The 23,634-nt window shown below is 41.3% G+C and carries 24 protein-coding genes; all 24 read right to left on the minus strand.

The genetic code is table 11. The features are described from left to right. Genes BUC17_RS10365 through BUC17_RS10480 form a run of 24 tightly spaced genes read right to left on the minus strand, consistent with a single transcriptional unit; the run spans position 1 to position 22,956 of the window. Positions 1–879, minus strand: coding sequence for a glycosyltransferase family 2 protein (locus BUC17_RS10365; RefSeq protein WP_073364036.1), 879 nt, complete (start codon positions 877–879; stop codon positions 1–3). Continuing rightward, positions 876–1,973 (minus strand): EpsG family protein, encoded by a 1,098-nt coding sequence (locus tag BUC17_RS10370; RefSeq protein WP_073364039.1) that lies wholly within the window; start codon positions 1,971–1,973, stop codon positions 876–878. The genes BUC17_RS10365 and BUC17_RS10370 overlap by 4 nt, the downstream gene beginning before the upstream one ends. Before the next feature lie 4 nt (positions 1,974–1,977). Next, positions 1,978–3,093, minus strand: a complete 1,116-nt coding sequence (locus tag BUC17_RS10375; RefSeq protein ID WP_073364041.1) for a glycosyltransferase family 4 protein — start codon at positions 3,091–3,093, stop codon at positions 1,978–1,980. Position 3,094: 1 nt separating this feature from the next. Next, on the minus strand, positions 3,095–4,225 hold the full coding sequence (locus BUC17_RS10380) for a glycosyltransferase family 4 protein (RefSeq protein WP_073364043.1): 1,131 nt from the start codon (positions 4,223–4,225) through the stop codon (positions 3,095–3,097). Further along, positions 4,216–4,857, minus strand: a complete 642-nt coding sequence (locus BUC17_RS14290; RefSeq protein ID WP_083544902.1) for an acyltransferase — start codon at positions 4,855–4,857, stop codon at positions 4,216–4,218. The genes BUC17_RS10380 and BUC17_RS14290 overlap by 10 nt, the downstream gene beginning before the upstream one ends. A 2-nt stretch (positions 4,858–4,859) precedes the next feature. Then, positions 4,860–6,005: a glycoside hydrolase family 88 protein gene (locus BUC17_RS10390; RefSeq protein WP_073364045.1), complete on the minus strand. Its 1,146-nt coding sequence runs from the start codon at positions 6,003–6,005 to the stop codon at positions 4,860–4,862. Then, positions 6,002–7,198 carry a glycosyltransferase gene (locus BUC17_RS10395; protein WP_073364047.1) on the minus strand — a complete coding sequence of 399 codons (1,197 nt, stop codon included), beginning with the start codon at positions 7,196–7,198 and terminating at the stop codon, positions 6,002–6,004. The genes BUC17_RS10390 and BUC17_RS10395 overlap by 4 nt, the downstream gene beginning before the upstream one ends. Positions 7,199–7,235: 37 nt before the next feature. After that, positions 7,236–8,417, minus strand: a complete 1,182-nt coding sequence (locus tag BUC17_RS10400; RefSeq protein ID WP_073364049.1) for a glycosyltransferase — start codon at positions 8,415–8,417, stop codon at positions 7,236–7,238. A 1-nt stretch (position 8,418) separates the two neighbouring features. Next, positions 8,419–9,573 (minus strand): polysaccharide pyruvyl transferase family protein, encoded by a 1,155-nt coding sequence (locus BUC17_RS10405; protein ID WP_073364051.1) that lies wholly within the window; start codon positions 9,571–9,573, stop codon positions 8,419–8,421. A 1-nt stretch (position 9,574) separates the two neighbouring features. Next, on the minus strand, positions 9,575–10,585 hold the full coding sequence (locus BUC17_RS10410) for a glycosyltransferase family 2 protein (RefSeq protein ID WP_073364052.1): 1,011 nt from the start codon (positions 10,583–10,585) through the stop codon (positions 9,575–9,577). A gap of 58 nt (positions 10,586–10,643) precedes the next feature. Beyond that, positions 10,644–11,651, minus strand: a complete 1,008-nt coding sequence (locus BUC17_RS10415; protein WP_073364054.1) for a glycosyltransferase family 2 protein — start codon at positions 11,649–11,651, stop codon at positions 10,644–10,646. Further along, positions 11,648–12,610 carry a glycosyltransferase family 2 protein gene (locus BUC17_RS10420; protein ID WP_073364056.1) on the minus strand — a complete coding sequence of 321 codons (963 nt, stop codon included), beginning with the start codon at positions 12,608–12,610 and terminating at the stop codon, positions 11,648–11,650. Before BUC17_RS10420 ends, BUC17_RS10415 begins: the two co-directional genes overlap by 4 nt. A 1-nt stretch (position 12,611) precedes the next feature. Further along, positions 12,612–13,526 carry a GT-D fold domain-containing glycosyltransferase gene (locus BUC17_RS10425; protein ID WP_073364058.1) on the minus strand — a complete coding sequence of 305 codons (915 nt, stop codon included), beginning with the start codon at positions 13,524–13,526 and terminating at the stop codon, positions 12,612–12,614. Further along, positions 13,523–14,635, minus strand: coding sequence for an acyltransferase family protein (locus BUC17_RS10430; protein WP_083544907.1), 1,113 nt, complete (start codon positions 14,633–14,635; stop codon positions 13,523–13,525). Before BUC17_RS10430 ends, BUC17_RS10425 begins: the two co-directional genes overlap by 4 nt. Beyond that, positions 14,568–15,506 (minus strand): glycosyltransferase family 2 protein, encoded by a 939-nt coding sequence (locus BUC17_RS10435; protein ID WP_159433948.1) that lies wholly within the window; start codon positions 15,504–15,506, stop codon positions 14,568–14,570. The genes BUC17_RS10430 and BUC17_RS10435 overlap by 68 nt, the downstream gene beginning before the upstream one ends. Before the next feature lie 14 nt (positions 15,507–15,520). Continuing rightward, positions 15,521–16,429, minus strand: coding sequence for a glycosyltransferase family 2 protein (locus tag BUC17_RS10440; protein WP_073364064.1), 909 nt, complete (start codon positions 16,427–16,429; stop codon positions 15,521–15,523). Between the two features lie 15 nt (positions 16,430–16,444). Next, positions 16,445–17,113: an LbetaH domain-containing protein gene (locus BUC17_RS10445; RefSeq protein ID WP_083544910.1), complete on the minus strand. Its 669-nt coding sequence runs from the start codon at positions 17,111–17,113 to the stop codon at positions 16,445–16,447. 3 nt (positions 17,114–17,116) lie between these two features. Next, the gene (locus BUC17_RS10450; RefSeq protein ID WP_073364067.1) at positions 17,117–18,025 is read right to left on the minus strand and encodes an HpcH/HpaI aldolase/citrate lyase family protein; all 909 of its coding nucleotides are present in this window, start codon (positions 18,023–18,025) and stop codon (positions 17,117–17,119) included. After that, positions 18,015–18,482, minus strand: a complete 468-nt coding sequence (locus tag BUC17_RS10455; RefSeq protein WP_073364069.1) for a MaoC family dehydratase — start codon at positions 18,480–18,482, stop codon at positions 18,015–18,017. The genes BUC17_RS10450 and BUC17_RS10455 overlap by 11 nt, the downstream gene beginning before the upstream one ends. Next, positions 18,469–19,317, minus strand: coding sequence for an HpcH/HpaI aldolase/citrate lyase family protein (locus tag BUC17_RS10460; protein ID WP_073364071.1), 849 nt, complete (start codon positions 19,315–19,317; stop codon positions 18,469–18,471). Before BUC17_RS10460 ends, BUC17_RS10455 begins: the two co-directional genes overlap by 14 nt. A gap of 7 nt (positions 19,318–19,324) precedes the next feature. Next, positions 19,325–20,398 (minus strand): DegT/DnrJ/EryC1/StrS family aminotransferase, encoded by a 1,074-nt coding sequence (locus BUC17_RS10465; RefSeq protein WP_073364073.1) that lies wholly within the window; start codon positions 20,396–20,398, stop codon positions 19,325–19,327. Then, on the minus strand, positions 20,395–21,591 hold the full coding sequence (locus BUC17_RS10470) for an ABC transporter ATP-binding protein (RefSeq protein WP_073364075.1): 1,197 nt from the start codon (positions 21,589–21,591) through the stop codon (positions 20,395–20,397). The genes BUC17_RS10465 and BUC17_RS10470 overlap by 4 nt, the downstream gene beginning before the upstream one ends. A 3-nt stretch (positions 21,592–21,594) precedes the next feature. Then, entirely contained in the window at positions 21,595–22,437 is an 843-nt protein-coding gene (locus tag BUC17_RS10475; protein ID WP_083544912.1) for an ABC transporter permease, read from the minus strand. Positions 22,438–22,443: 6 nt separating this feature from the next. Further along, positions 22,444–22,956, minus strand: coding sequence for a winged helix-turn-helix domain-containing protein (locus BUC17_RS10480; protein WP_073364077.1), 513 nt, complete (start codon positions 22,954–22,956; stop codon positions 22,444–22,446). Positions 22,957–23,634: the final 678 nt, after the last annotated feature.

Raw genomic sequence — 23,634 nt, forward strand, 5'->3', positions numbered from 1 at the left:
TTAACGGGTTTTAAAACGAATATAAGCATGTAAAGCACAACCCGGAAGGAAGGCCAAAAATGTCAGTATTGGCCTAGAACTCTTGGTCAGAAGAGAAAAATCACGAGAAAATAAAGCCGAGGAAACCAAATGCATGGCTTGTTTAAAATGGTTGGCCAACGAATCGGGATAGCGTAAACGGAGTAATCGGGCGTGGCCAAAGCCTCGGGGACTCACTTTATATTGTCTCAGAATCGTATTGGAAGATCCATCGGGTTGGTATTCGACCACACATAAAATGGCATTCGTGTACAACCAAGTATAGTGCTGATCGATTTGTAGGTAAAGTGTTCCGAGTGGGACCAACTTTTCACCTGGATAGATAGGATATGGGGGAAACTGTCGTGCCACTTGTGTTTTTAAGACCACTTTTTTATCGCCAGTAACCCCTTTTCGATACAAATCATTTAAGGTGCCGCGCTCCCAATGCTCCGGAATAGCCGTTCCGATGAGCTTCCCTTGGGGATCACAATCCAAACCAATCATCCCAGCACAATCCGACGCTTCGAGTTGGGGAAGGTGGGCTAAAATTTGAGCTATAGCATCATCGGGCATATAATCATCCGAATCAATACAAACATTATAGGGTGTTTCGATGTGAGCATAAGCGGTATTATGCGCTCCATGCATCCCTTGGTTGGTTTGATAAAGATAGGTAATCGGTATTTTTTGCTCGGCAATCCATCCCGCTACTAAATCCTTCGTAGTATCTGACGAACCATCATCTACGATGAGCCAACAAAAATCGGAGGCTGTTTGCCGCAACAAACTTTGATAAAGCTGTCCCAAACAGTAGGCCCTATTGAAAGTGGGCGTAAATACCGTAATTGTTTTTTTCATACCAAAACGACATTTAAGAAATACCCAAATAGAAAATAAAAAAGGATAATGGCGCCTAAAACGCTATTTTGATTTTTATAAAATTGGTATTTCAACAACGGATAAACCAACAACAACCCCATCATAAACCAAGATAAATAGGCAAATCGATTGGAGTAGTTGGCACGAATGATCAAAATCCAGAATCCGTTTGCCAACAAGTAGACCGATGTGAGTTGCTGAAATACGGCATCTTGCATTTTTTCTTTAAAAATAAAATAAGCGCTCGAAAGAACTGCCATGGCACTAAATAGAATAAAATCCCAGCGAAAACCTATTTTCAATTCCACCCCTTCATTGGCTTGATTAAATTCTCCTAAATACACATTCAAACGTTGGTCTTCACTCAAACCTAATCCCAGGAAAAATCCTTCTAATACACTTCCCAACGCCAAGGACACGGGAATCGAAAGCACCCAAAAGGCATAATACATTTTAATGTTTCGGTAATAGGACGTTACAACAAATGCGATAAGAGGTAAAATTAAGGACTTATGAAAAAATAAGGCAATAATAAACCAGATGTACTTTCGATAGGTTTTGGGTTCAGACAACCCCAGTAAAAAAAGAGAAGCTGCGATGCCATTGCGAATCCCATTCACCCCATAGGGCCAAAACGTAAATGAAAATACCAACATCAAAAAGGCATAGCCCCAATACTCTTGAAAAAAACGTTTACACGCGATGTATAAAGGGATAATATATAGGGCAGCGCAGGTAAAAAAGAATAGATTGGGCGCCCGAAAACCAGCGAAAAAAACCATCATGGATTCAAACAAATACTCCACTTTTCCCTTTGGGGGATTACCATTCATAATGTTTACAAACTCGGCGTAGTAGAGAATCATATCCCCAAACCGGTAGTTGACTGGACGTAAGCCCATGTGCAACAACACCAATCCAAACACGAGGAAAGCCATCCCTGAAATAAATTTTCGGTTGGAAGTTAAGGCTATATCCCGGGTAAAACAGTTGAAAATCACAAGAATACAAATCACCAATGTAAAATGGTAAAACAGGTCGGTGTATATCGGTAACGGGACGAGTGTATTCAAGAATTTATCCTTTTTTTTCGATTAGAGTTTGCCAAGATGCCATAACAACAGGCAATTCAAAACGACTACTATGCTGGTAGGCGCGAGCCCCCATAGCTTGCCGTTCATGGCTATTGTGAATCACAAAAGTAATATTTTTAAGCATAGTAGCACTATCGCCGTCGGGAGCCAAAAATCCATCCTCCTTGTGTGTAACAATATGCCTCGGACCTGTGGGACTATCGTAAGCCAAAATGGGCAATCCGACACTTAATGCTTCCAGCAAAACCATAGGAAAACACTCGGTCCAAGAAGTCATTAGATAAAAAGAATAGTCCAATAAAACCGGCTGTAAACTTGGAACAGGGGTTTTAAAAAAAACATGTTGATCCAGCTGATAGTGTTGAATCAACTGCTGCAACTGAGCGATATACTCGGGTTCTCCTTCGCCATAAATATCCAATTGCCAATCCGGATGCTGCACCACTACGTCACGCCACAGGGCAATCATACGTTCAAAACCTTTCACGGGAGCTATACGTCCCGCGGCTATGGCCTTTGTAGCCTTGAGAGACGCTTGTTGAGGGAAACGTGCCATGGGATTCGGAATCACTACGGTCTTAGCTTGGGGATAAAACGCCACTTCATCGGGATTCAACACCACAACTTTTGTGTATTTTGATTCAAAATAGCCATAAAACCGATCCCATAAGCGACGAAAAATTGAAGCCTTTTGGCGACTTTGATGGTAGTAAAAGCGGGAAGAGTGGTATTCTTTAATGGTTTTTACCTGAGATCCAACGCGAAACGGGGTCCAAAAAAAATCAAAAGCATAGTTACAAACCACCACTACATCGGGAGAACAAGTTTGCAGGGCTTTGTGCCACCGCCGATAATGTGTAAACACCCGAAAAAAATTGACAGGATGAAAATACGATTTATGGCGCACATAATTGAGCTCTAAATCAATAAGAGATATCGATGGATCTAAGGGATAACAGGGCGCTTTACCCATTTGCTCAGTAGTTAATATAGTAACCGAATATCCTAAGGTACGGGCAAAATAATTGGCCTTGAGCGCCATCACTTTTTCAATACCGCCGTGTTTATATATCTGATCTGTGGTAAAAAGCACTTTCATTTTATTCCTTATTGTCTAAATTTTTAGCGCCAACTACTGATTCAAATAAGGCAATCCATTGCTGCCCAACGGTATCCATAGCATATTTTGTGACGTAAGTTCGTGCGTTGGTTCCCCAGGTCTCACGTAAAGAAACGTCGCCCATCAAGCGGGCCATTCCTTGCGCCAAAGCAGTAACATCGCCCGGAGGAATGACCAGGCCTGTTGTTTCGTGTTGCACCAAATCGCCAGGACCATAGGGACAATCAAAAGTAACACAGGGTAACCCATGCGCCATTGCCTCAATCAATACCATGCCAAATCCTTCGTAACGGGAAGACATGACATAAAGGGATGCCTTTTCGTATTGCGCAGCGATAGCTTTTTGGGGGGGATAAAAATGTACCGATGAACCTATTTGCAAGGCATCAGCGAGGCCTTCCAATCCTTGACTTGCATCCAATTTACCATACACCTCCAAACGCCAATCGGGATAATCAGCGGCAATTTGAGCCCAAGCATGAAGTAACATATCGTAACCTTTTTGATACGATTGCTTCCCCACCGCCAGCACAACCTTCTCCCGTTGACACGATACGGAATCAGGATAAAAAGGCAAGGGATTGGGTATGACGGTCAAATTTGAAATCGGCCATTCCTCGCGATTACTATCCGTCAACACCACAAAACGGTCAAACCGTGCCGCCAAAAACGTAATAAGTTGTGCTTGAATGCGCTTAAAAAGGCGTGATAACAACCCCTTTTGTGTTCCTGTAAATACCGCACGTGAAACATGACGTTCATACAACAAAGGCGCTCGTTTTTTTAAAAAAAGAGGGGTCAAAAATGCTTTAAATCCATCATCGCACACCAAAATTAATTGGGGCTGAATCGCCTCCACTTGAGCCATCAAGCCTTTGGAATAGGCACGCCAATACGCTATAGGATTTCCACCCACTCGAATGGAATGAAAAATAATCTTGGAACTAAAGGGAAAAAAAGGGTGTTGATAGGCTTCATTCAGCACCAAAATATGCACCTCATAGCCTTGGGTATCGGCCAACCAAGAGGCTTTCAATGAAAGTACCCGCTCGAGTCCTCCCGAACCATCGATGCCGTTGGTGATATAAAGTAAGCGCGGCTTTACTTCCATTGGATATTTTCTTGAATTACTTTGGCTGGAACTCCCCCAGCCAAACAATAAGGAGGAATTGAACGAGTAACTACCGATCCCGCAGCAATTACAGCCCCTTCACCAATGGTTACTCCTTTTAAAATGGTAACATTAGCCCCAATCCAAACATGATCTCCAATGCGAATCGGTTGCGTCATCGTAGATTCCTTACCTACAATGGCATGAGCATCAGTATCCCACAGGGTAACATGCTCAGAAATAGCCACTCCTTTTCCGATAACAATTTCTTGAAAACAATGAATTCGTGCATTGCGATTAATATAGCCACTACCTAAACGAAGGGTGGCATTTTCCATAACCACAATATGATGTCCTGGATAAATAATAAAATCATCTTCTACCTTGAGAGTAGCGGCGTCGCCCATTTTTAAAACTCCCACATAAGGCTCGGGTTTACGCATAAACTTACTTAAAAAGAACACCCCTTTTTCAACATGTAGCTGTGCATTGGGATGAATCCCTAGATAACATTTCCCCTGAGGAATAAACAATCCCTGGCTGCGATTTCCACGCAAACGCAACAACAGCAATACGTTTACAATACGAATGCTCAACAAGTGTCGAAGGAGTATTTTAAATCGTAACATCATACCTAAAATCGCAACGCAAAACCTTGAGTAAACGGCAATACCTCAAACGTTTGGGCATAGACGCCTATCCCTTTGGTATCCCCCTGTGAAAAATCAATTGCCCCATCGCGACGGGTCACTTTTTGTAAATAGCGGCGTGCCAATAGCGCCGCTTTCACGGTGGCTTCCGTTTGTAAGGAAAGAGGCAAATGCGAGAGCGTCCACCCCATAACTGCGGTGATAGACGAATCCTTTCGCGCTTTCGCGTCAAAAATCAACCAACTCCAACTCCCATCGGCATGCTGAAAAGGTAAGGCCGCGTCAACGAAAGCTCGCAACGCCTTTTCCAATTCCTGCTGACGGGCATGTCCCTCCGGAAGGGCATGGTACAATTCCAACAATCCATAGCTATACCAGCCCAATCCACGGCCCCAACCAAACAATCCCACTGGAATTTTGGTCGCCACATGATAGGTATGGCAAGGAATGCCTCCGCTGGTCATCATCCCATATTGGTAAAACAACCCCCATTGGTCGAGTGCCAAAGTCAGGGCAGCTTCATCGTTAAACTTTTGTGCATAAACCGCCAAAAACGGACATATAAATCCTATCGTATCTACAAAACGATACCCACGCATGTGTGCTTTGTAGGCGACAGTACCATCTTCTCCTTTTAGCGAATGCAATAACGCCAACGACTCCTCAAAGGCAGGTTGATAGCGCGTCACGTCGATCCACGGGATACGAATCACCGCATGCGAGAGCATTATCCAATCCGATTCTTTCGGAGGAGTCTTCCAAGTCCCTTGAGGGGTAAACAATCCGGCTACAAAACGACTAAGCTCGGCTTGCAAGGCCTTGTCTTGGGTACGCACCGCCACATCGGTCAACCCGATTAACAAGGACGCTTTTTGCCAAACTTGTATGGTCGAACGCGAATAATTCCCGCGAAGCATATCCCACAAAATCAAACGACTCTGATCGGTCAACTTGGCGGTAGGCGTATGATACAACCACCGCAAGGCGCGCTTTTGAACAGCTTCTTGCCAAGAATCATCCTGTAAGCGTCCAATTTTGATACGACTTTGCCATACATACAGATGGTGTAACGCATCGACTGCAAGAAAAACCAACGCAATAGCGAGTAATATAGAGAGCAATAGCATCATAGAGTGGTAGTTTCTATCCAGTGGTACAATTTAGTAAGTTCTTCTTTTCCCACCGCAGCTTCCTGCCGAAGGTTTTCCGTAAGTTGTGAACGTAGCGCCGCATCGTCCAACAATTGCGCAATAGTTTCTGCCACCGCCTCTGGAGACATCTCCGCAATGAGTCCGTTGACCCCATGTGTAATTTGATCGGTCGCCGAGGGATAATGGGTTACAACGATAGGTTTGCCTAAAACTTTAGCCTCATCAATAGCAATCGATTTACCTTCATAACGCGAAGGTTGGGCATAAAGAGTAGCCTTTTGTAAGTATGGATAGGGATTGGCGCGTAACCCCAAAAGGATAAAAATCTGTTCCAAACCATAGGCTTTGATCTTTTCTTCCAGCAGCGGACGATCGGGACCTTCCCCGATAATATACCAACGAAAGCGATAGCCTTTGGCCACCAACAAAGCACAACTCTCAATAGCCTGATCAAAGGCTTTTTGCGACTGTAAGCGTCCAATACTCAATACCGTATGTCCGTCGAATTCCTCGGTTATGGGGGCTTCCGCCAAACGTTGAATCATCGATTTTGAAATCATATTATATTTCAAATGAATACGCGAACTGAGGTCGGGAAAGGTTTCTTTTAAAATGTGAACACAGGATTCCGAAATCGAAGCCAATACCTGCAATTGCTCAAAATAAGGCCGATCGAAAGCCGCTCGGAGTTGCAAATGCTGGTAATCGTTATGAATAAATCCAATTTTCACCGGCGCATGTACCTTTTCGACGATGTAGTATATGGGTGTTTTTTGCAAATAGGCAATAGCGGCATCGTAGGGTTCGTCCAAGGGCGGAATGACCGGAGCAATACACGGCCAAGTCAATTGCTCGCGCACCGTGGCAGGATACGATCCGCGTAAGGCTTTTTTCATGCGCATGCGCGCCCACAAAGGGCCAAAATCAAAATGAGTCAACGCATGGCGTACTACTTGGGCGATGGGCATGTCAAAAAATCGAAACCCATAGGGTTCGGGGAGCAAGCGCACCGTATTGGGGACTTGATCCAAAAACAAACCCGAATGCGAAAACAACAATAAATCTACGTCATAGCGCGAATAATCCCATTCGTGCAGTAGAGAAACTAAGGCTTTTTCAGCGCCACCCGCCGATAGATTATTGATCACAAACAAAACCTTCTTTTTTCGCATACCCAACCGTATATCTTTATATTACATTCGTTAAAACTTACGGAGCTAATAAAGCCGTAAACTGTTCTATTTCTTTGCCATACCGCTGACTTTCTTGCGCCAATTGGTCGGTCAGTTTTTGCTGTAATTCGGGCGACTGCAGCACTTCAATAAGGGCATCTGCAATCGCTTCGGGTTGTTTGGCAACAATAATTCCGTTGACGCCCGAAGTAATTTGCTCAAAAACCACATCAAAATCGGTAACCACAATCGGCTTTCTCAAAATCTTGGCTTCATTAACCGTATTGCTTTTGCCCTCATATAAAGAAGTCTGTACATAGACCGAACATTGTTGCATGTAGGGATACGGGTTTTCTAATCGTCCTACTAAAATAAAATGATGGGTAAGTTGATACGCGGCTATTTGAGGTTCCAACTTCTGACGTTCACTTCCCTCGCCGATGATGTACCAACGCACGGGAATACCACGTTCTACCAAGATTTTACAGGCTTCCAAGGCTAAGAAATACCCTTTTTGAGCCTCCAATCGTCCCACGGTAACCAAGCTGACTTCCTTCGGATCGATGACTTGTTCGGCTCGGGAACGCTCCCAAATGGTTTCGGGAAACGTGACATTTTCAACGCAACGAATACGCGAGGACAAGGCCGGAAATTCGCGATGCAAAACGCCCTCCGATAGGGTACCGTTGGCACACAAATAATCCAATTGTTTAAAATAAGCCTCGTCAAAGGTTTTATCCAAATTCAAAAAGGTGTAATCGACCCGAATGAATCCAATCTTTTTAGGCGCCGAAATGCAATCGACACAGGCGTAAATGGAGGTTTTTTCCAAAAATCCGATGGCCACATCAAAAGTAGTGGTAGGCGGAGCAAGAAATTTCCGTAGGGCTTTCCAACTGTACTGCTCGGCTTGGTTGACGGGATAGCGTTTGGATAGCCAAGTAAACCATAGACGGTAAATCACCGAAAGCCACTGAAAGCGCAACAACCAATACAGCGTGGATCGAACCAATCCCTTGGAAAATTGGGTAAATTGGGGACCCGCATGCCAAATTGTAACGTTTTGGGGTACCTCAGGCATCAAAACCCCCGAAGGATCAAAAACCCACAAATGAAGGTCATACTGTTCTTCATCCAGCTTTTTCAATAGATTAATTAGCGCCTTTTCAGCACCGCCCATGTGTAAGCCCGGAATGATAAACAGCAACTTCTTTTTCATATTACAGACGTTTCAAAGCATCACCCGCCGACCACGACAGCGCTTGAATCTCGGGAATACGTTGCATCAACGCTTGACGGAGTTCATTTTCTTCACGAAGTAAAGCATCAAATTGCGCAATTAGCAAGTCGGTATCGGCTATTTGATCAATCGACAAAACCATGCGTTCGTAGCCAAACAAATCCTTGGCAATCCCTTTCGATTTAATACTGTAACCTAAGACTAAGGTAGGTACATAATTGGAATAGGCCGCAATCGTTGCATGGGTTCGAGCACCAATAAAAAAGCGCATACGAGCAATATAGCCCTTGTATTGAATCGCATTGAGCGTATTGGGCAACAAAATAACCCGCGGTTCGGATGAAAAATGAGATTTGAATTCCTCCAAAACCGCATAATCATCATTTCCAGGAATAATAACGTGGGGCGTCAAACAAACAGCCATATCGGTAGTCGCTAAAATGTGTTGTACCAAGGCCAAGGCCGCTGCTTTCGATTGTGGATTGCGTTGCCATACGAGGGGACTGTAATTGAATCCCAGCGTATTTCCCTCCAACCAACCTTCGGGCAGAGGCAATAACTCTTTCTCCATGGTAAAAGCACCATCGGCACACAACTGTACATTGGGAATCCCCGCTTCTTGAAGTGCGGCTTGGGTGAGCGTCTCCCGAACCAATAGCAAATCAAACTGTTTTAGGTCGGACACCTTCGCAGGAGACAAATCCTCCGGACCTATCGATGCGCCCCAAAGAATTAATTTTTTTCCCGCTTTTTTGATTTCTCGATCTACCACATACAACCACGGTTGCTCACCGTAGCAATAGTTATCCCCACCAATCGACAAAAACAAATCGTACTGTGGAATTAAAGCCAGCAAGGCTTCATTTTGATAGCGGTGCATCGGAGAATCATCGCGAAACAACTTGACCGACAGCGCACTCTTCAACCAGGGAAGCGAATATTTGGCTATGGTTGTTCGTCGTACATCATGAATCGTTAGCGTCCCCTCAAAAAGGCGATCGGTATCGGGAGCCATAGAGGCCAATCCAAGGTGCGCTTCGGGCATACTTTTTTGAATAATACCAACGGCAGAGCGCACTATAGCCTCACAACCGCGATTTAAACTTCCACCGTGATAAAATAAGAGTACTTTCAATTTATTTCGTTTTATTTTTATAATGACTATACCGTAAGGCCAAAAATAGCAGCCCTACTTGTTTCTTTTTCAATAAGGATAAAACCATTTGATAAAAACGCGACTGGCGCGCTACAAACGAGTCAGGCACTTCGTTCAAAGCTTGTTTTACCGCTGCATGATGTGCCAATTTTCGTAAGGTACGCCATTGCGCCCAAAACGACAATCCATTCTCTTTTTTGGTATACAAGCCCAAACACATCAACACTTGTCGAAGGAACTTTTCGGACTGTAAGGCCTTGTAATTCGGGAGCGATTCCCAACCCGTTGGCGACTCGTAATCGTGCAAAGCCGCTTGAAAATAGTCGTGCTTCAAAAGATTACGGGTAGCACTTCCGGCTACTTCACGGTAAAAATACCCACAATAGTCCAAAACCACTAGCGATTGGGCTTGCGAAACTACTTGCCGACCAAACACACCATCTTCTCCCAACGCCTGCCCTACGGGAAAACGTATCGATTGTACCAGCGCACGGGCAAACAATTTGTTGCACACCGAATTCAACTGATTGCTTCGTAAATAGGCGGGCCAAACCTCTTGGCGAATTTGTGCTGTATCGAACTTTTTATGCAAGGGCAAAGGCGGAACTTCTGCATACCATTGGCCCTGTAATTCGCGCTGAAAACCTGAAAAAACCACTTCACAATCGTAATTTTTGGCGGCCGATAACAATTGTTCCAAAAAATCGGGGGCCAAAGTATCGTCGACATCCATAAAAGCAATGTAGTCGCCTTGAGCTAACGCAATTCCGGTATTTCGGGCGGCACTCACGCCTTGATTGGACTGCGAAATTACACGAAAACGGGGCTCGCGTGTTACCTTTTCCTGAAGCATTTGTTCGGTAGCATCGGTTGAACCGTCATTCACAAATACGGCTTCAAAATCGGTATGGGTTTGTGCCTCCAAGGTAGCCCAACAAGAGGCCAAGTGGGAAGCCGCATTATATACCGGTATGAGAATACTAACGAGCACGTATACTATTTTTTGACCGTCGGGTAAAGATACAAATTACCGTGGGTCGGATTCAACTTCATTTTTTATTTCGAGGCAAAAGGTATTGCTTTAGGCGCCACAACAACGTACGTAGGCGTTGCTTCCATCGTAAACCGTGTTGAATGAGCCAAAAAACGACATACGGACGGTGAATCGCTGGATAGGTTGCCGACAATTGCACCAAAAGGGATTCCTTCTGATGTTCCCGCACCCAACGGGTAATATCGTTAAAATAACTAGCCTTTAGCGAATACACCAAATGATGCATAGCGATTCGATCGAGGAACAGAAAAAGTTGGGCGTCAAAATAGTGTGAGGCCTCTTTATGCTCCAAAAAATGGGCTTTTTGAAAGTCTACAATTTCATCCAACGCCTTCCGAAAACCGCGATAGGCTTTATCTGTTTTAACTGCTTTGGTGGCCGAATTGCCCCGAAGCAAATACCGATAATACGGAAGCGAACAGTAACTGACGCGTTGCGCAAACGCTTGAACTTTTAGATTAAAAACCGTATCCTCTCCAATGGGAATTCCATGGGGAAAGCGAATAGTCCCTACACACGATGCACGATAAAACGTAGCTGGAAAAGAACGTCTTGGATGAGAAAAACCATCGCAAACAACATTATCTTCTCCGGTTGTCCAATCCAAACCGCGGGGTTGTTGTGTTTCATCGACGGCTTGAATATGGGTATACAAAACATCCAAATCGGCTGCTTCAAAGCGTTCCAAAACAGCATGCAAACTGTTGGGTTCAAGAGCATCATCCGAATCGACAAAGGTAATCACACGACCACGGGCCCGATCCAATCCGGCATTCCGAGCGGCTGACACTCCTTGATTTTCTTGATGTAGGGCAATGATTTGTGGATACCTTTGGGCATAGCGATCTAGAATGGCCGCACAGCCGTCGGGGGAACCGTCGTTAATGACCAGCACTTCATAATCAGAAGGAGAAAGCGATTGCGTCACTATCGATTGAAGACAGGACTCCAAATAGGGCTCCACATTATAAACAGGGACAATAATACTCAATCGTAAACTCATCGCCAAGACACCAGGGTTACATATCCCTTGGAGGAATAATTATACATAAGTTTCAACAACCATTTCCATTTGGAATGGCGAAAGGCATCCCCTGTCAGCTTGCGCTTTGGGAGTACTGCCTTGATTTCTTGCACTAAAGCCAGCTGTCGTTCTGGGGTATCGGATGTTTTTAAATACTTTTCCAACAAACCGAAAAGATTACGTTCGTAGGCTTCGCATTTTTGTTGCAAAAACGAGGCATCCAAATCGGTAATCCCACGCAGAAGCTGAATTAAATTCAGATACGACCGAATTCGCTTGGCAACATTTTCATATTGTGTCGAGGTAATAATACTCCCCGGGCGACGTCGGTAATAATACAAGGCTTGTGGCAATTTGTAGATTTCCGTCACTTTTCCAAACAACGAAAAGTTCAAATAATCATCTTCATGCAATTGTCCTTCTTTGAAGCGAAATCCTTGCGCTGTAAACAACGAACGTTGGTACAAAAAACTCCAAGCTCCCGTAAAAAAGAAATGGGACTGTAGTATAAACTCCCGTCCCGAACAAAGGGGAATGGACTGTAGGTATTGGGCCTCCGAATAGGTATCGGTAGCTTCCCAATAATCGATATGGGAAAAAGCAATCATTTGAGCAGGTTGCCGTTCTATGGCCTCCATCAAAATCGAAAGCGCTTGCGGTGCGATCCAATCGTCGCTATCGACAAACCAAATATAGTCGCCGGTGGCCGCTTCCAAACCGGTGTTTCGGGCGGCACTCAACCCGCCATTTTCACGCGTAAGGATTCGTATGCGGTGGTCTTGGGCAGCCCATCGCGACAAAATCGCTGGCGAATCATCGGTAGCGCCATCGTTGACTGCAATGATTTCGAGCGGCCCTTTGTACTGGGTGACACTGGTCAAGCATGCCTCCAAATAGGACGCTACGTTATAGACCGGGATGACGATAGACAACTGCATTTTACACTCCTATTTTCATTAGTATACTTTGCTCATACGATTCGCGGTAAGCCGCAGGGATAGCATAATCTGCTTGCTCGGAGGTTTCACTCACAAAGCGGCCCTCCAGCGGGATTTTATGCGTTGCTTTTTGCAACATCCACATATATTCAACATCGACATGCCCGATATCAACGGCCCAACAACCCCGACACGCCAAATCATAACTCATTGCCGTGGCAGTAGGTCCTAAGGCCAATAAAATCAATTTATCTTTCCCATGCTGTACGGCAGCTTCAAGAATAGCATCGTAGTGTACAAAAGCATTGGTTGAGGGTCCCAAAATACGGTGTAAGGAAGCGGCATTGGCAAACAAATCATTGCCAACCCCCAAGCGTGAAAATTCGCCTTCTACCACCAGCACTTCGCGTTTTTCCCAAATCGTTTTGAGTTGTTGTGCCAAATGAAACGCGCGTTTTTTATCTTCGAGGCCTAAATAAAATCGGGAAATCCCTGCATTGCCATACAACCGTTGAGGATGTAATAACGATTTTAATTTAGCCCCATGGGTATTTAAATACCGTACCCAAAAATACTTGGACGACAGCTGTTCGCCTCCCAAAGAATGTAAGGGTCCGGGAATAGCGACAATAAGGTCATCGCGTTCGGCCGTCAAGGCCTCTTGCAAAATACGTCCCAAACGATCGTCATTGGCTTGATAATGCGGTTTGGAGACTTTTAGAATATTATTGAATTCGCCATCGCCATAACGGGTAATACTTTTTTGTTCTTGGGCAATGAGGCGAATCGTTTCTTCTAAAGAAAGGACGCGATAACGAGGTAGACCCGCACGTTGCGCTCGGGTACGCCAAGCCCAATAGGCAAATTCTACCTGAGGGAAACGACGGAAAAACGACTGCATCAAACCTCGTATCATCGTGAAAATCGTTTGAAATTTATATTTTTTATCCACTGCCGCATGGGTTTCTCTACGGCTATAAAGCACACGCTACAAATTCCAATGTGGAGGATAACTTTTACCCAAAAAGTAAGTACCGGGGAACCCAAATCAAGCGGCTTGAGGTAATAAAAAACGGGCAATTGTAGAATGTACATACTGTAACTGATTTCCCCAAAAAATACGGGCAAACGGTGCGAAAACCAGCGGGTAATCTTTCCGGTATTGGCGGCAAGCAATACAATGAGGGGTAAAAACAGTGGGGCTAATAATCCGTTATGGAAATTCAAAAACGGTAAAAAATGGATCGCAAGCACAAGGGCAAGAAGGAGCACGAGTATCCAAATGTCGTAATTGCCTTGAAGTTTTTTACCCTGCGCCAGAAAATAGAACCCTGCGATATTGCCCAACACAAATTCATTCAAATGCATGTAAGGCCCGTAAAATAAAATATCGTGGCTAGGTGTTCGATCGCCTTGGTAAAAGGGCGACTGAAGCGCATAATGAAAAACGACTTGAGAAACAATAAACAAAAGCAACCCGCCTATCAACAACGTCTTAAACCGATAGCGATGGTAGCCATAGTTGAGTAAAAAAGGAAAAACGGCATAGAAGAAAAACTCCACCGAAACCGACCACCCTGGAAAATTATAGGTCATGGCATAACCGGGCACCCACGATTGGGTAAGGGTAAGACCAAAGAACACCCTAAAAATATTGACATCCCACTTTAGTAAGGGCAATAAAAGCATCGCAAAAAATCCGAGGAGATACACCGGATACACCCGGGCCACCCGATTTTGCATATAGTTCAACCAATTCAAATGGCGCACATGACCATACGAAATCACCATTATAAACCCCGAGAGCAAGTAAAAATAACTCACCGAAGCACTCATTTGCAACACCCAAGGCGCCACGGTTGGATGATCAAACGGGGGCACTTGACGCGCAAAATGAAAGATGATGATGAGTAATGCCGCGATAAAACGCGTAAAGGTGAGTTGTTCGATGCGCATGTTAGGGACGAATTGCGATTTTACAATAAACAACGATATAATACCAACGGGTTTTCCAATTGGGCGCATAGGCGATACAGGTTTTTAAATTCCGTAAAGCATACTTTTTGGCCACTTTCAAAGCCGCGAGGTAATTTTTCAATGCATAATCAAAAATGATTCGGTTGAGAGAGTGTTCCACTTTTTCCCGCAAATCCTCGGTATCACAATGGCCTTTGAGCACGACTTTGATACGTTTCAAATCGTTGATATTTTCGCCTTGAATCGACTTCATAGACGTACTGGAATGGGTGTGTACCCGGTAACAAGCCAAGGGTTGCGCAATATACCCTATGGGATAATGCTTGGCAATACGCGCCCACATTTCCCAATCTTCGGTCCAACTTAAGGAAGGATTAAAGGTACCTAGCGTTGCATACACCTCTTTTTTGACGGTAATAGAAGGCGTTTGAATGTATTGATCGGCGACTTGCATTTCAAAAAAATTCGGAATAATACCGTTGTGTTCTTGAATTTTTTTGGCTGTATGAATAATGCGATGGTCGCTATCAACTACGTGATTTTGAGTAAAACAAGCTTTGATTTCGGGGAACTGCGCATACATCTCCAACATTTGGGTATAAAATCCGGGCAGCACAAAATCATCGCCGTGCAGCAAGTGAATGATTTCCCCTTGGGCGCGGGACAAAGCTGTTTGAAAATTTTTCACATGCTTCACATTGTGCGGTTGCTGAAAAAACGTCACCCGCCCCTTCCCTAGTTCGGCGACCACCTGCTCCGGATGATCGGTGGAGCAGTCGTCGATCACTTCAATCTGCATAAGCTCGGGTCCCAAATCCTGCTCCAACACCGAGGCTAAGGTTTTACGCAACAAACCCGCACAGTTGTACGTGGGAATCATGACCGATATTTTGGGAGTTGACATAGGAATGTTTGTCATTTGCGGTGTTACGCTCATTTCAAAAATTTATTAAGACCCAACTTCAAAGCACTCTTCCATCCAAAAAAATGGTATACATCAAAAAGTAAGTTCCAAACTATTTTTTCACGTAAACTCGGAGCTAACTCAATAGCTTTCATGAGGAAAAAATTTCGTTTGTAACTAAAATTTTGATTTTGACAACCGGGTATTTCATTAATAATTTCTTTAAAGTTTAAATAGTTACTTAAAGCTTGTTTAAACTGTGATACTTGTGAATAAATCCCACCCTCATGCATTCGATATACCGCTGTGGTAATAGGCAATAACATCCCTTTTCCTGAGGAAAGGCATAATGCATATAAAGTATTGTCCTTAAAGTATTTGAGTTTTTCAATCAATGAAAAATCTAAACATTTTGTACGAAAAAGAGCCGTAACCGTGTATGTACAATATGGTGTAAAAATTGTATTTAAATCAAAACTAATAGGTTGATTGGGGTCAATTTGATGCCTCCAATCAGGATAGAAAAGTGGAGCTGATGAATTTTCTTTTTCTTCCATATAATGCGTCCAACATATACTATACTCAGGGTGACTCTCTAAAAAATCAACCTGTTTTTGCAATTTATATGGGTCGGTCCAATAATCATCGCCTTCACAAAATGCAATATATTCGCCTTTACATCTTGGGAAATTGAATCGAATTGTTGGTGAAATTCCCTTTTTAAATTGATTTTCTGTTTGATAAATGGGCTTAATTATATTAGGATATTGCGCTTCATATTTTTTAAGTATTGAAGCTGTTTCATCGGTTGAAGCGTCCTCATGAATAAGTACTTCAAAGGTAAAATTACATTGTTGCATTAAAAATCCCTGCAAACATTTTTCAAGATAAGCAGCATGATTAAAGGTTAAGCAACATATTGAAACTTTGCAATCCATTACTTTTTTTTTTAACTAACGTAATCGTTTAGGAGTGTCCACTGGTTTTGCAGGATTACCAAAACACTTTGTACCTGAGGGGACATCTTTTACGACATTGGAAGCCATACCGATCATACAATCATCCCCAATGGTAATTTTATTATTGGTAGTTGCATTTATACCAATGAAATTTCGATCACCCATAATTACATTTGCTACAATAGCTTGAGTTGCTACTAAATTATAATTACCTACAACTGCATCGTGACCAATCGTTACTCCACTCATAAAGGAATTGAATTGACCTACTTTAGCTTTTGGATTTACGACTGAATGAGCTAAGATTATTGTTCCAACTCCTATCGTTGCACTTCGAGCAATCATACAACTTGGATGAATAAATGTACAGTAACGATCTAGAGGTATTCCTAAACTATCCTTATAGTCTATCGTTTCTTGCATGGATTGAATGTTATAGGATTGAAAGATAAATTTAACTTGAGGATCATCTTTGTAATTATCGTAAACATCTTCTACTCTCGAAAGGACTGGAAATCCATTAATATCTGTACCCACAGGTAAATCATTATAAGCAAAACCAATACATTCTATTGGCATACCATATTTGTGTTGTGCATCATAAATATAATCTGCAATGAGTGTAGCTGAACTTTTACCTCCAATAATTATAACTTTTTCCATAATCTAGTCGTTGAACATTTGACGTCTTTTTTCGATTAGCTCCACACGAGCGATAATATCTTTAGATTTGGTAATCAAAGGAGGTCCTACGAATTTCCCTTCAATAATAGCTACCCCTTTATTTATTTTCTGAGCTTCTGCATAAAGTCGCAAAAAGTTTTTGGAGTCTTCGTATTCTTGTGCAGTAGGAGAAAATACTTCATTTACCAAGTCATTTTGTTTCGGATGCAAAACCCACATTCCGCTATATCCAAGTATCTTACCCGTTTCAAGATGCCTAGCTAAACCCTCTAAATCATGAACTTTGATATATGCTGCGTCAATTGCTTCCATTTTATGAGCACGAGCTACAATAGGCACTAAACTTCTTGGAAAAGCAATACTTGTATTGGTATCAAAATCACGAACACCTTGAATATCGGACACATAATCTTCAGAACCAAATCCTAACGCAATAATCCGTGACGAAGCGGTTGCAATTTCATTGATATTTACAATTGACATTGCACTTTCAAGTATAGGTATGATAGAAAATTTTCCTTTTTCAAGATTTCGTTCTCGCTCAATTGAAGTTAATAAATTATCGAGATATAGAATATCTTCTTTTGTATTCGTTTTAGACAAAAGAAATCCATCAATATTGGCTTCAGTAACTTGAATTACATCTTGAAGAAAGAAGGAAGTTTCAATTTCATTTAATCGAACAAATTTTTGAAACCGATCAAATTGGGGGTTTTTAGTATGTTTAACAATATTTTGACGTGCCAACAATTTGTTATTTTCAGGCTGTACGCTATCTTCAAGATCAAAAATTAAAGCATCCGCAGTACTTTTTGCGGCCGATTCAATTAATTTATCATTATGTCCAGGGACGAACATCATGCTCCGTAACAAAAGTAATTTATGCTCCATGATTTCTCTTTTTGATTAAAATTTTACGACGAAAACGAATCACATCTATTCCATTTTGATTAGAGCCGACTGTTTCAACATAAATAACTCCCCGATCATTTTTTGACTTTGATTCGGTTTTATCCAAAACGGTAGTACGACTATATAGGGTATCATTGATAAATGTTGGATGTAAATGGTCTATATTTTCGTAGGCTAAATTGGCTATAGCTTTTCCGCTGACATCCATTACTGTTAAATGAACCGCAAGGCAAAACACCAAGGTCCCAGGCACTAAAATTTGTCCATGTTGATTACTTTGACAATAATCTAAATTCGTATGCACAGGGTGATGATTCATTGTAAGCATAGAAAATAAATTATTATCAGATTCAAATATTGTCTTGGATTGGCAATGTTGAATGACCTCGCCAATTACGAAGTCTTCAAAATAATGGCCCATTTTATTGGCTTCCATAAGCGTTTGTATTTAGGTTAGTATTGCTGTGTTGAATTTTTTCCATAAGTTTTTTTATACGAAGGATATGAGGTTTTTCGTAAACCGTCCCGTCGATAGTATACACTTCTATTGCATCTTTCGGTATGTCCTTAACATGAGTGTAAACTTTTTGCAATAGCTGAATTTCAGCAGGTGTTAAATAATCAATTTGATGAAAAGCCTCCAGCTGTTTGGGATGAATTAAAAATTTCCCTGTCGCCCCGGCTTGAAAAGCAAATAGACATTCCGTTTTGAATGTACTCAAATCCTGTAAATTTAAATCCACTCCATCCAAATAGTCCACTTGGTATGCTTTGCATAAAACAATTAATTCACGTTTATAATGTGCCAAATAATCCAAAGAATGTTTTATCCCTGTTAGTGAACAAAAATCATGAGTTCCAAAACCAATCGCATGAATTTGTGTACTGTATTTTTTAAGAATCTTTTTGGTTGCAATAAAACTGCTCGGATTTTCAATCAAAACAATCATATGTAGAGGTTTTCCTTCTGCCCATTCTACCACTTGACGAACGTCTTTCGAGGAATTTATTTTAGGCAATACTATTTGCCCTTCAAATTGAGTGATGAGCTCCTGAATTTGAACCTTTGAGTAGCAAGAGTCAAAAAAGGGAATTCTTAGAAAAAAATTCTTTTTAAAAGTAAGAGAACGTACCATTTCAAAACCTACTTGTTTATTGTTTTGGGCAACTGAATCCTCCAAATCAATGACAATATAATCTGCAGTAAGCGAATCTATCTTTTCTAGATATTTGGTCTTATCGCCAGGAATAAAAAAATAGCTATCTAACATATCCAGATTATTTAGAGGTCGAAATTAAATTTGAAATACGATACACTTCATCATCACTCAATTCAGCATATAATGGCAAACACAAAATCCGACTTGCTATGCTTTCCGAAATAGGCATTGAGGTGCCTTTGGTATATTCGATTGTATTTAGAGAGGGGTAAAAATACCTTCTCGGATAAATTTGTACTGCATTTAGAGCCGCTTGTACATTGAGAAGTTGTGCCTCTGTTTCAAAAATCACAGGATAATAACTGTAATTCCAATTAGTATTTTCTCGCACCTTTAACGTTTGTAAATTTGAAAAATCCAAATACTTTTCATATCCCTCTACTACTCGTTTTCGTCCTTCAAGTATGGTTCGCATATAGGGTAAAACGGATAATCCCATGGCACCTTGCAACTCCGATATTTTTCCATTAATCCCTAATCCATGAAAATCAAGAGGACCATTATGTCCGAAATTATGACTGTAGGTTAGGGTATGCCGTAATGTGTCATCCTCACAAAACAATGCGCCACCTTCACCTGTATGAAATAACTTAGTAGCATGAAAGCTACAGGTACTTACATTACCGTAAGTAAAAATTGATTTTCCTTTATATGTAACTCCAAAAGCATGGGCTGCATCGTAAATAACATGGAGATTATGTTTTTGAGCGATTGCTTCAATAGCTTCCACATGACAAGGATTGCCAAAAACATGAGTGGCTAAAATACAGGTAGTTCGAGGTGTAATTGCGGCTTCGATTTTTGTCTCATCTATTGTCAAATGTTCAGGGTCAATATCAACAAAAACGGGGGTACATTGTTCCCAAACAATAGCAGCTGTTGTAGCTACGTAACTAAACGGTGTGGTAATTATTTCGCCTCCCTGCCCCAAAATTTTTAAAGCAATTTGAATAGGAATAGTCCCATTATTCATGATTAATATCTGGGAAATATCCAAGTATGATTTTAGTTTTTCTTCCAATTCTTTAACTAAAGCACCGCGATTGGTAAGCCATTCATTAGCCCAAATTCGTGCAACTTGTTGTTGGTATTCCTTGATGGGAGGAAAGAAAGTCTTTGTAACATTTATCATACCGTATAATTTTCTATAGTAAAATTGGCATCCAACTCAATAGGCACCCACATCTGTGTAGTACTTTCGACTTGAAATGAACAGAAATTATTGATTCTCAGTATTGGTTCTTTAGTTTCAAAATTACCAACCGTTAAGTCAATTGAATATAAGCCCAACGAAAAAGGTATATTTTTGATAGTAATGGTGTAACGCAAAGCATTGTTGATAATTTCTACTTTTTTATCTTTTATAATGGCTCCAGCGATTGGGCGTTGCTCTTTGTCTCTAAATTCCAAATAAACCGAAGGTACGAGTTGTACATTAGAGCTTTTAATAGTAAAATTTAGTACGACCACCAAATCTTCACCTCTTTTCAATGTATTATTTTCATCAACATTTAAGGTAAACGAAGTGACTTCTAATGAACCATCATCAAACAAAACACTATTCTCACTCGTTGAAAATTTATTGTAATACAATCCAATACCTGTGGGAATATCAAAACCTTGGTACTCTGTTTTTCCATGATCCATCAAAACAATCTGGTTACAAATACGCGCTACCATAGGCATAGAATGGGAAACAAATATTAAAGCCGTTTGGGGTAATAGCTGATCAATTTTTTTAAAACATTTGAGTACAAAACCTAAATCACCAACAGCAAGAACTTCATCAATCAATAAAATATCTGGCTTCAATTGAGCAGCAATAGCAAATCCTAAACGAACTTTCATCCCAGAACTATAGTTTTTGACAGGCATATCAATGAATTCTTCTAATTCTGAAAACGCAATGATATCTTTCAAATTGGCATCAATTTCTTCTCTACTAAACCCAATAACAGCTGCATTGTTATAGATATTTTCACGACCTGTCAATACCGTATTGAACCCTGCACCTAATTCAATCAGCGCACCAATACGTCCTTTCATAGTGATTGTTCCTTCATCGGGAGATATAAGACCGTTCAACATTTTAAGCAACGTACTTTTACCCGCACCATTGTGCCCTATTAATCCTAGACATTCACCACGACGTACTTCAAAATTTAAATCTCTCACTGCCCAAAACTCATCTTTTCGTAAATTTCGAGTTTTTGATTTCCCCATTACACCATTGGCCATATCAACAAGTCCGTAATACAAACTACGTTTTAAGTCCTTGGCAAACTTTTTAGAAACTCCTTCCGCTTTAATCAATACTTCTCCCATAATTTAAGCACTCATTCGTTCAGTAATTATTGGCATGGAAACTCGATAAACTAACATTGCCAACAAGGCCATTATCCCTGTAACAACAAAAGCTCCCAACCAAAAAAACCAATGTTCAACATCAAAACCAGTTAATGTATTTCTAACATCAATTATAAAATAACTAAGTGGGTTGTACATCATAATCTGACGTAAAAAACCTTCTTTAGGAAGAACATACAATACGGGACATGTATACATAAGAAGTTGCATTGCAATAGGGATCATACGACTTATGTCGGCATATAAAACCCCTATAGGCGCTAATAAAGTACCAATCGCCACAAAAAACAACATTGTCAATAAAAGTAGCGGAATAAAGAAGAAAATAGAACTCGAAGGTAATATTTGATACACCGAAAGTACAAGTATAATCAGCCCCAGCTTAATCAAAAGATTGAAAAGCAACTTTATAAATCCTAGTGAGATTAGAGCTTCTTTTTCAAAATTAATTTTTGTAATGATACCGATATTGGCATTGACAGTCGTTATCGGCATAGCCAAACATTCTCCAAAAATTGACCAAATCGTTGTACCTATTAATACATAAACAGGATATGGAATAGGTGTATCGGTGAGTTTTACAGCCCCAGAACGTTGTAATAATATCCAAACCAAAGCATTAATAAATACAGGGATAAGTGCCCATAAAATACCCAACAATGATTGTCGATATTGTGCTTTTATGTCCCGCTTAGCCAATTGCTTAGCCAAATAGAAAGAACTTTTATATCCTTTTATACTAGAAAGTAAAATGTGTAGGATACTATATGTATTGCTATTTGAATAAATTCTTGTCTCTAACATTTTATTTTAATTATTATCTATTTCATAAATAATTAACCCCTCTTTGAGCGGTTCATCCCGCAATTCAAAAAAGACTTTTCGTTTGATTTGTGCTTCGATTTTGGGTTGCAATTGTTCAATGTACGCTGCATTCAAATCGGCCCCATAAACCTGTACCTGAATATATCCCGAATCGATCCCATTGGCATAATCCCCCACCAAAGCAATCTGGTAGACGGTACCCATTCGCGATAAAATCATCTCAATGATGGCATCCAATCCTAAATGTTGGCGGACAATCTTTTGTAAGGTACTAAATAAGGGGTGTCGGGTATTGGCTTTGTACAAAATGGTATTGCGTACCGCCTCTTTTTCGAGATACCCGGCTTCGGTAAGATTATTGAGCTCTTTGCGAATGGAATTGGTCGACTCGTTGAGTTCATCTGCCAACCCGCGAAGGTATCCGTTATTGGCGGCATTGATAAATAACTTTACCAAAATCCGCAACCGTGTTTTGGATGTAATGAGTGTTTCTAACATCGGCGCATCAAATCGAGTAACAAAAGTACTCGTTTTACCTGAATCGCACAAGACTTTGTGAATTATTTGTTAAAAAAACAATTTCATAAACTATAACGACTTGGTTAATCGCCACATTTACAGTATTATGATGTAACACTCCCTATTTCTTAGACCAATTGGTTTGATTTTTAAACATTAAGGAATTAAGAATATTTCTCATTTCCGCTTAAAAGAAGACAATTAAGCCGACCTACGGCGGCGATTCTTTGCAAACTTAATCCATTGCGAACTTCGCGCAACCTTAGCGCCTTTGCGGTTTAAAAACTCGGCCACAGTCCGCTAACTTAATGCCTTCGTGCCTTAGTGGCAAAGAAAAAGAAGCAAGAAGAAAGAAATTGTGATACTGGTGCTTCTAAGCTCCTGAAAAACTGAGTCTCTAAGTACTCCCTACAACTGAGACTGCGACTGAGACTGAAAACTGCGACTACGACTGCGAACTTCGCGCAACCTTTGCGCCTTTGCGGTTAAAAAAGGCCGCAGACTGCAAATATAAAAACCTTACAGCCTTTGTGCCTTCGTGGCCTCTTAACAAAAAAAAAGACCGCTCAATGAGCGGCCTAATTTATGAATGTAATCTCTAGAATTAACGTTTCACCACACGAAGGGTTTTCACGTTAGTTCCTTGTGTTAAAATCA

Source organism: Flavobacterium fontis, from assembly GCF_900129405.1.
Classification (GTDB): Bacteria; Bacteroidota; Bacteroidia; order Flavobacteriales; family Flavobacteriaceae; genus Flavobacterium; species Flavobacterium fontis.

Excerpts from the sequence above, each read along its gene's own strand:
- BUC17_RS10460 (WP_073364071.1), bottom strand. The coding sequence starts at position 19,317 with ATGTTAGATAGCTATTTTTTTATTCCTGGCGATAAGACCAAATATCTA.
- BUC17_RS10380 (WP_073364043.1), bottom strand. The coding sequence starts at position 4,225 with ATGGAAGTAAAGCCGCGCTTACTTTATATCACCAACGGCATCGATGGT.
- BUC17_RS10415 (WP_073364054.1), bottom strand. The coding sequence starts at position 11,651 with ATGAGTTTACGATTGAGTATTATTGTCCCTGTTTATAATGTGGAGCCC.
- BUC17_RS10435 (WP_159433948.1), bottom strand. The coding sequence starts at position 15,506 with ATGACAAACATTCCTATGTCAACTCCCAAAATATCGGTCATGATTCCC.
- BUC17_RS10365 (WP_073364036.1), bottom strand. The coding sequence starts at position 879 with ATGAAAAAAACAATTACGGTATTTACGCCCACTTTCAATAGGGCCTAC.
- BUC17_RS10480 (WP_073364077.1), bottom strand. The coding sequence starts at position 22,956 with ATGTTAGAAACACTCATTACATCCAAAACACGGTTGCGGATTTTGGTA.
- BUC17_RS10455 (WP_073364069.1), bottom strand. The coding sequence starts at position 18,482 with ATGGAAGCCAATAAAATGGGCCATTATTTTGAAGACTTCGTAATTGGC.
- BUC17_RS10395 (WP_073364047.1), bottom strand. The coding sequence starts at position 7,198 with ATGCGAAAAAAGAAGGTTTTGTTTGTGATCAATAATCTATCGGCGGGT.
- BUC17_RS10375 (WP_073364041.1), bottom strand. The coding sequence starts at position 3,093 with ATGAAAGTGCTTTTTACCACAGATCAGATATATAAACACGGCGGTATT.
- BUC17_RS10475 (WP_083544912.1), bottom strand. The coding sequence starts at position 22,437 with ATGTTAGAGACAAGAATTTATTCAAATAGCAATACATATAGTATCCTA.
- BUC17_RS10470 (WP_073364075.1), bottom strand. The coding sequence starts at position 21,591 with ATGGGAGAAGTATTGATTAAAGCGGAAGGAGTTTCTAAAAAGTTTGCC.
- BUC17_RS10465 (WP_073364073.1), bottom strand. The coding sequence starts at position 20,398 with ATGATAAATGTTACAAAGACTTTCTTTCCTCCCATCAAGGAATACCAA.
- BUC17_RS10445 (WP_083544910.1), bottom strand. The coding sequence starts at position 17,113 with ATGGAAAAAGTTATAATTATTGGAGGTAAAAGTTCAGCTACACTCATT.
- BUC17_RS10440 (WP_073364064.1), bottom strand. The coding sequence starts at position 16,429 with ATGGATTGCAAAGTTTCAATATGTTGCTTAACCTTTAATCATGCTGCT.
- BUC17_RS10425 (WP_073364058.1), bottom strand. The coding sequence starts at position 13,526 with ATGATACGAGGTTTGATGCAGTCGTTTTTCCGTCGTTTCCCTCAGGTA.
- BUC17_RS10400 (WP_073364049.1), bottom strand. The coding sequence starts at position 8,417 with ATGAAAAAGAAGTTGCTGTTTATCATTCCGGGCTTACACATGGGCGGT.
- BUC17_RS14290 (WP_083544902.1), bottom strand. The coding sequence starts at position 4,857 with ATGATGTTACGATTTAAAATACTCCTTCGACACTTGTTGAGCATTCGT.
- BUC17_RS10420 (WP_073364056.1), bottom strand. The coding sequence starts at position 12,610 with ATGCAGTTGTCTATCGTCATCCCGGTCTATAACGTAGCGTCCTATTTG.
- BUC17_RS10390 (WP_073364045.1), bottom strand. The coding sequence starts at position 6,005 with ATGATGCTATTGCTCTCTATATTACTCGCTATTGCGTTGGTTTTTCTT.
- BUC17_RS10430 (WP_083544907.1), bottom strand. The coding sequence starts at position 14,635 with ATGCGCCCAATTGGAAAACCCGTTGGTATTATATCGTTGTTTATTGTA.
- BUC17_RS10450 (WP_073364067.1), bottom strand. The coding sequence starts at position 18,025 with ATGGAGCATAAATTACTTTTGTTACGGAGCATGATGTTCGTCCCTGGA.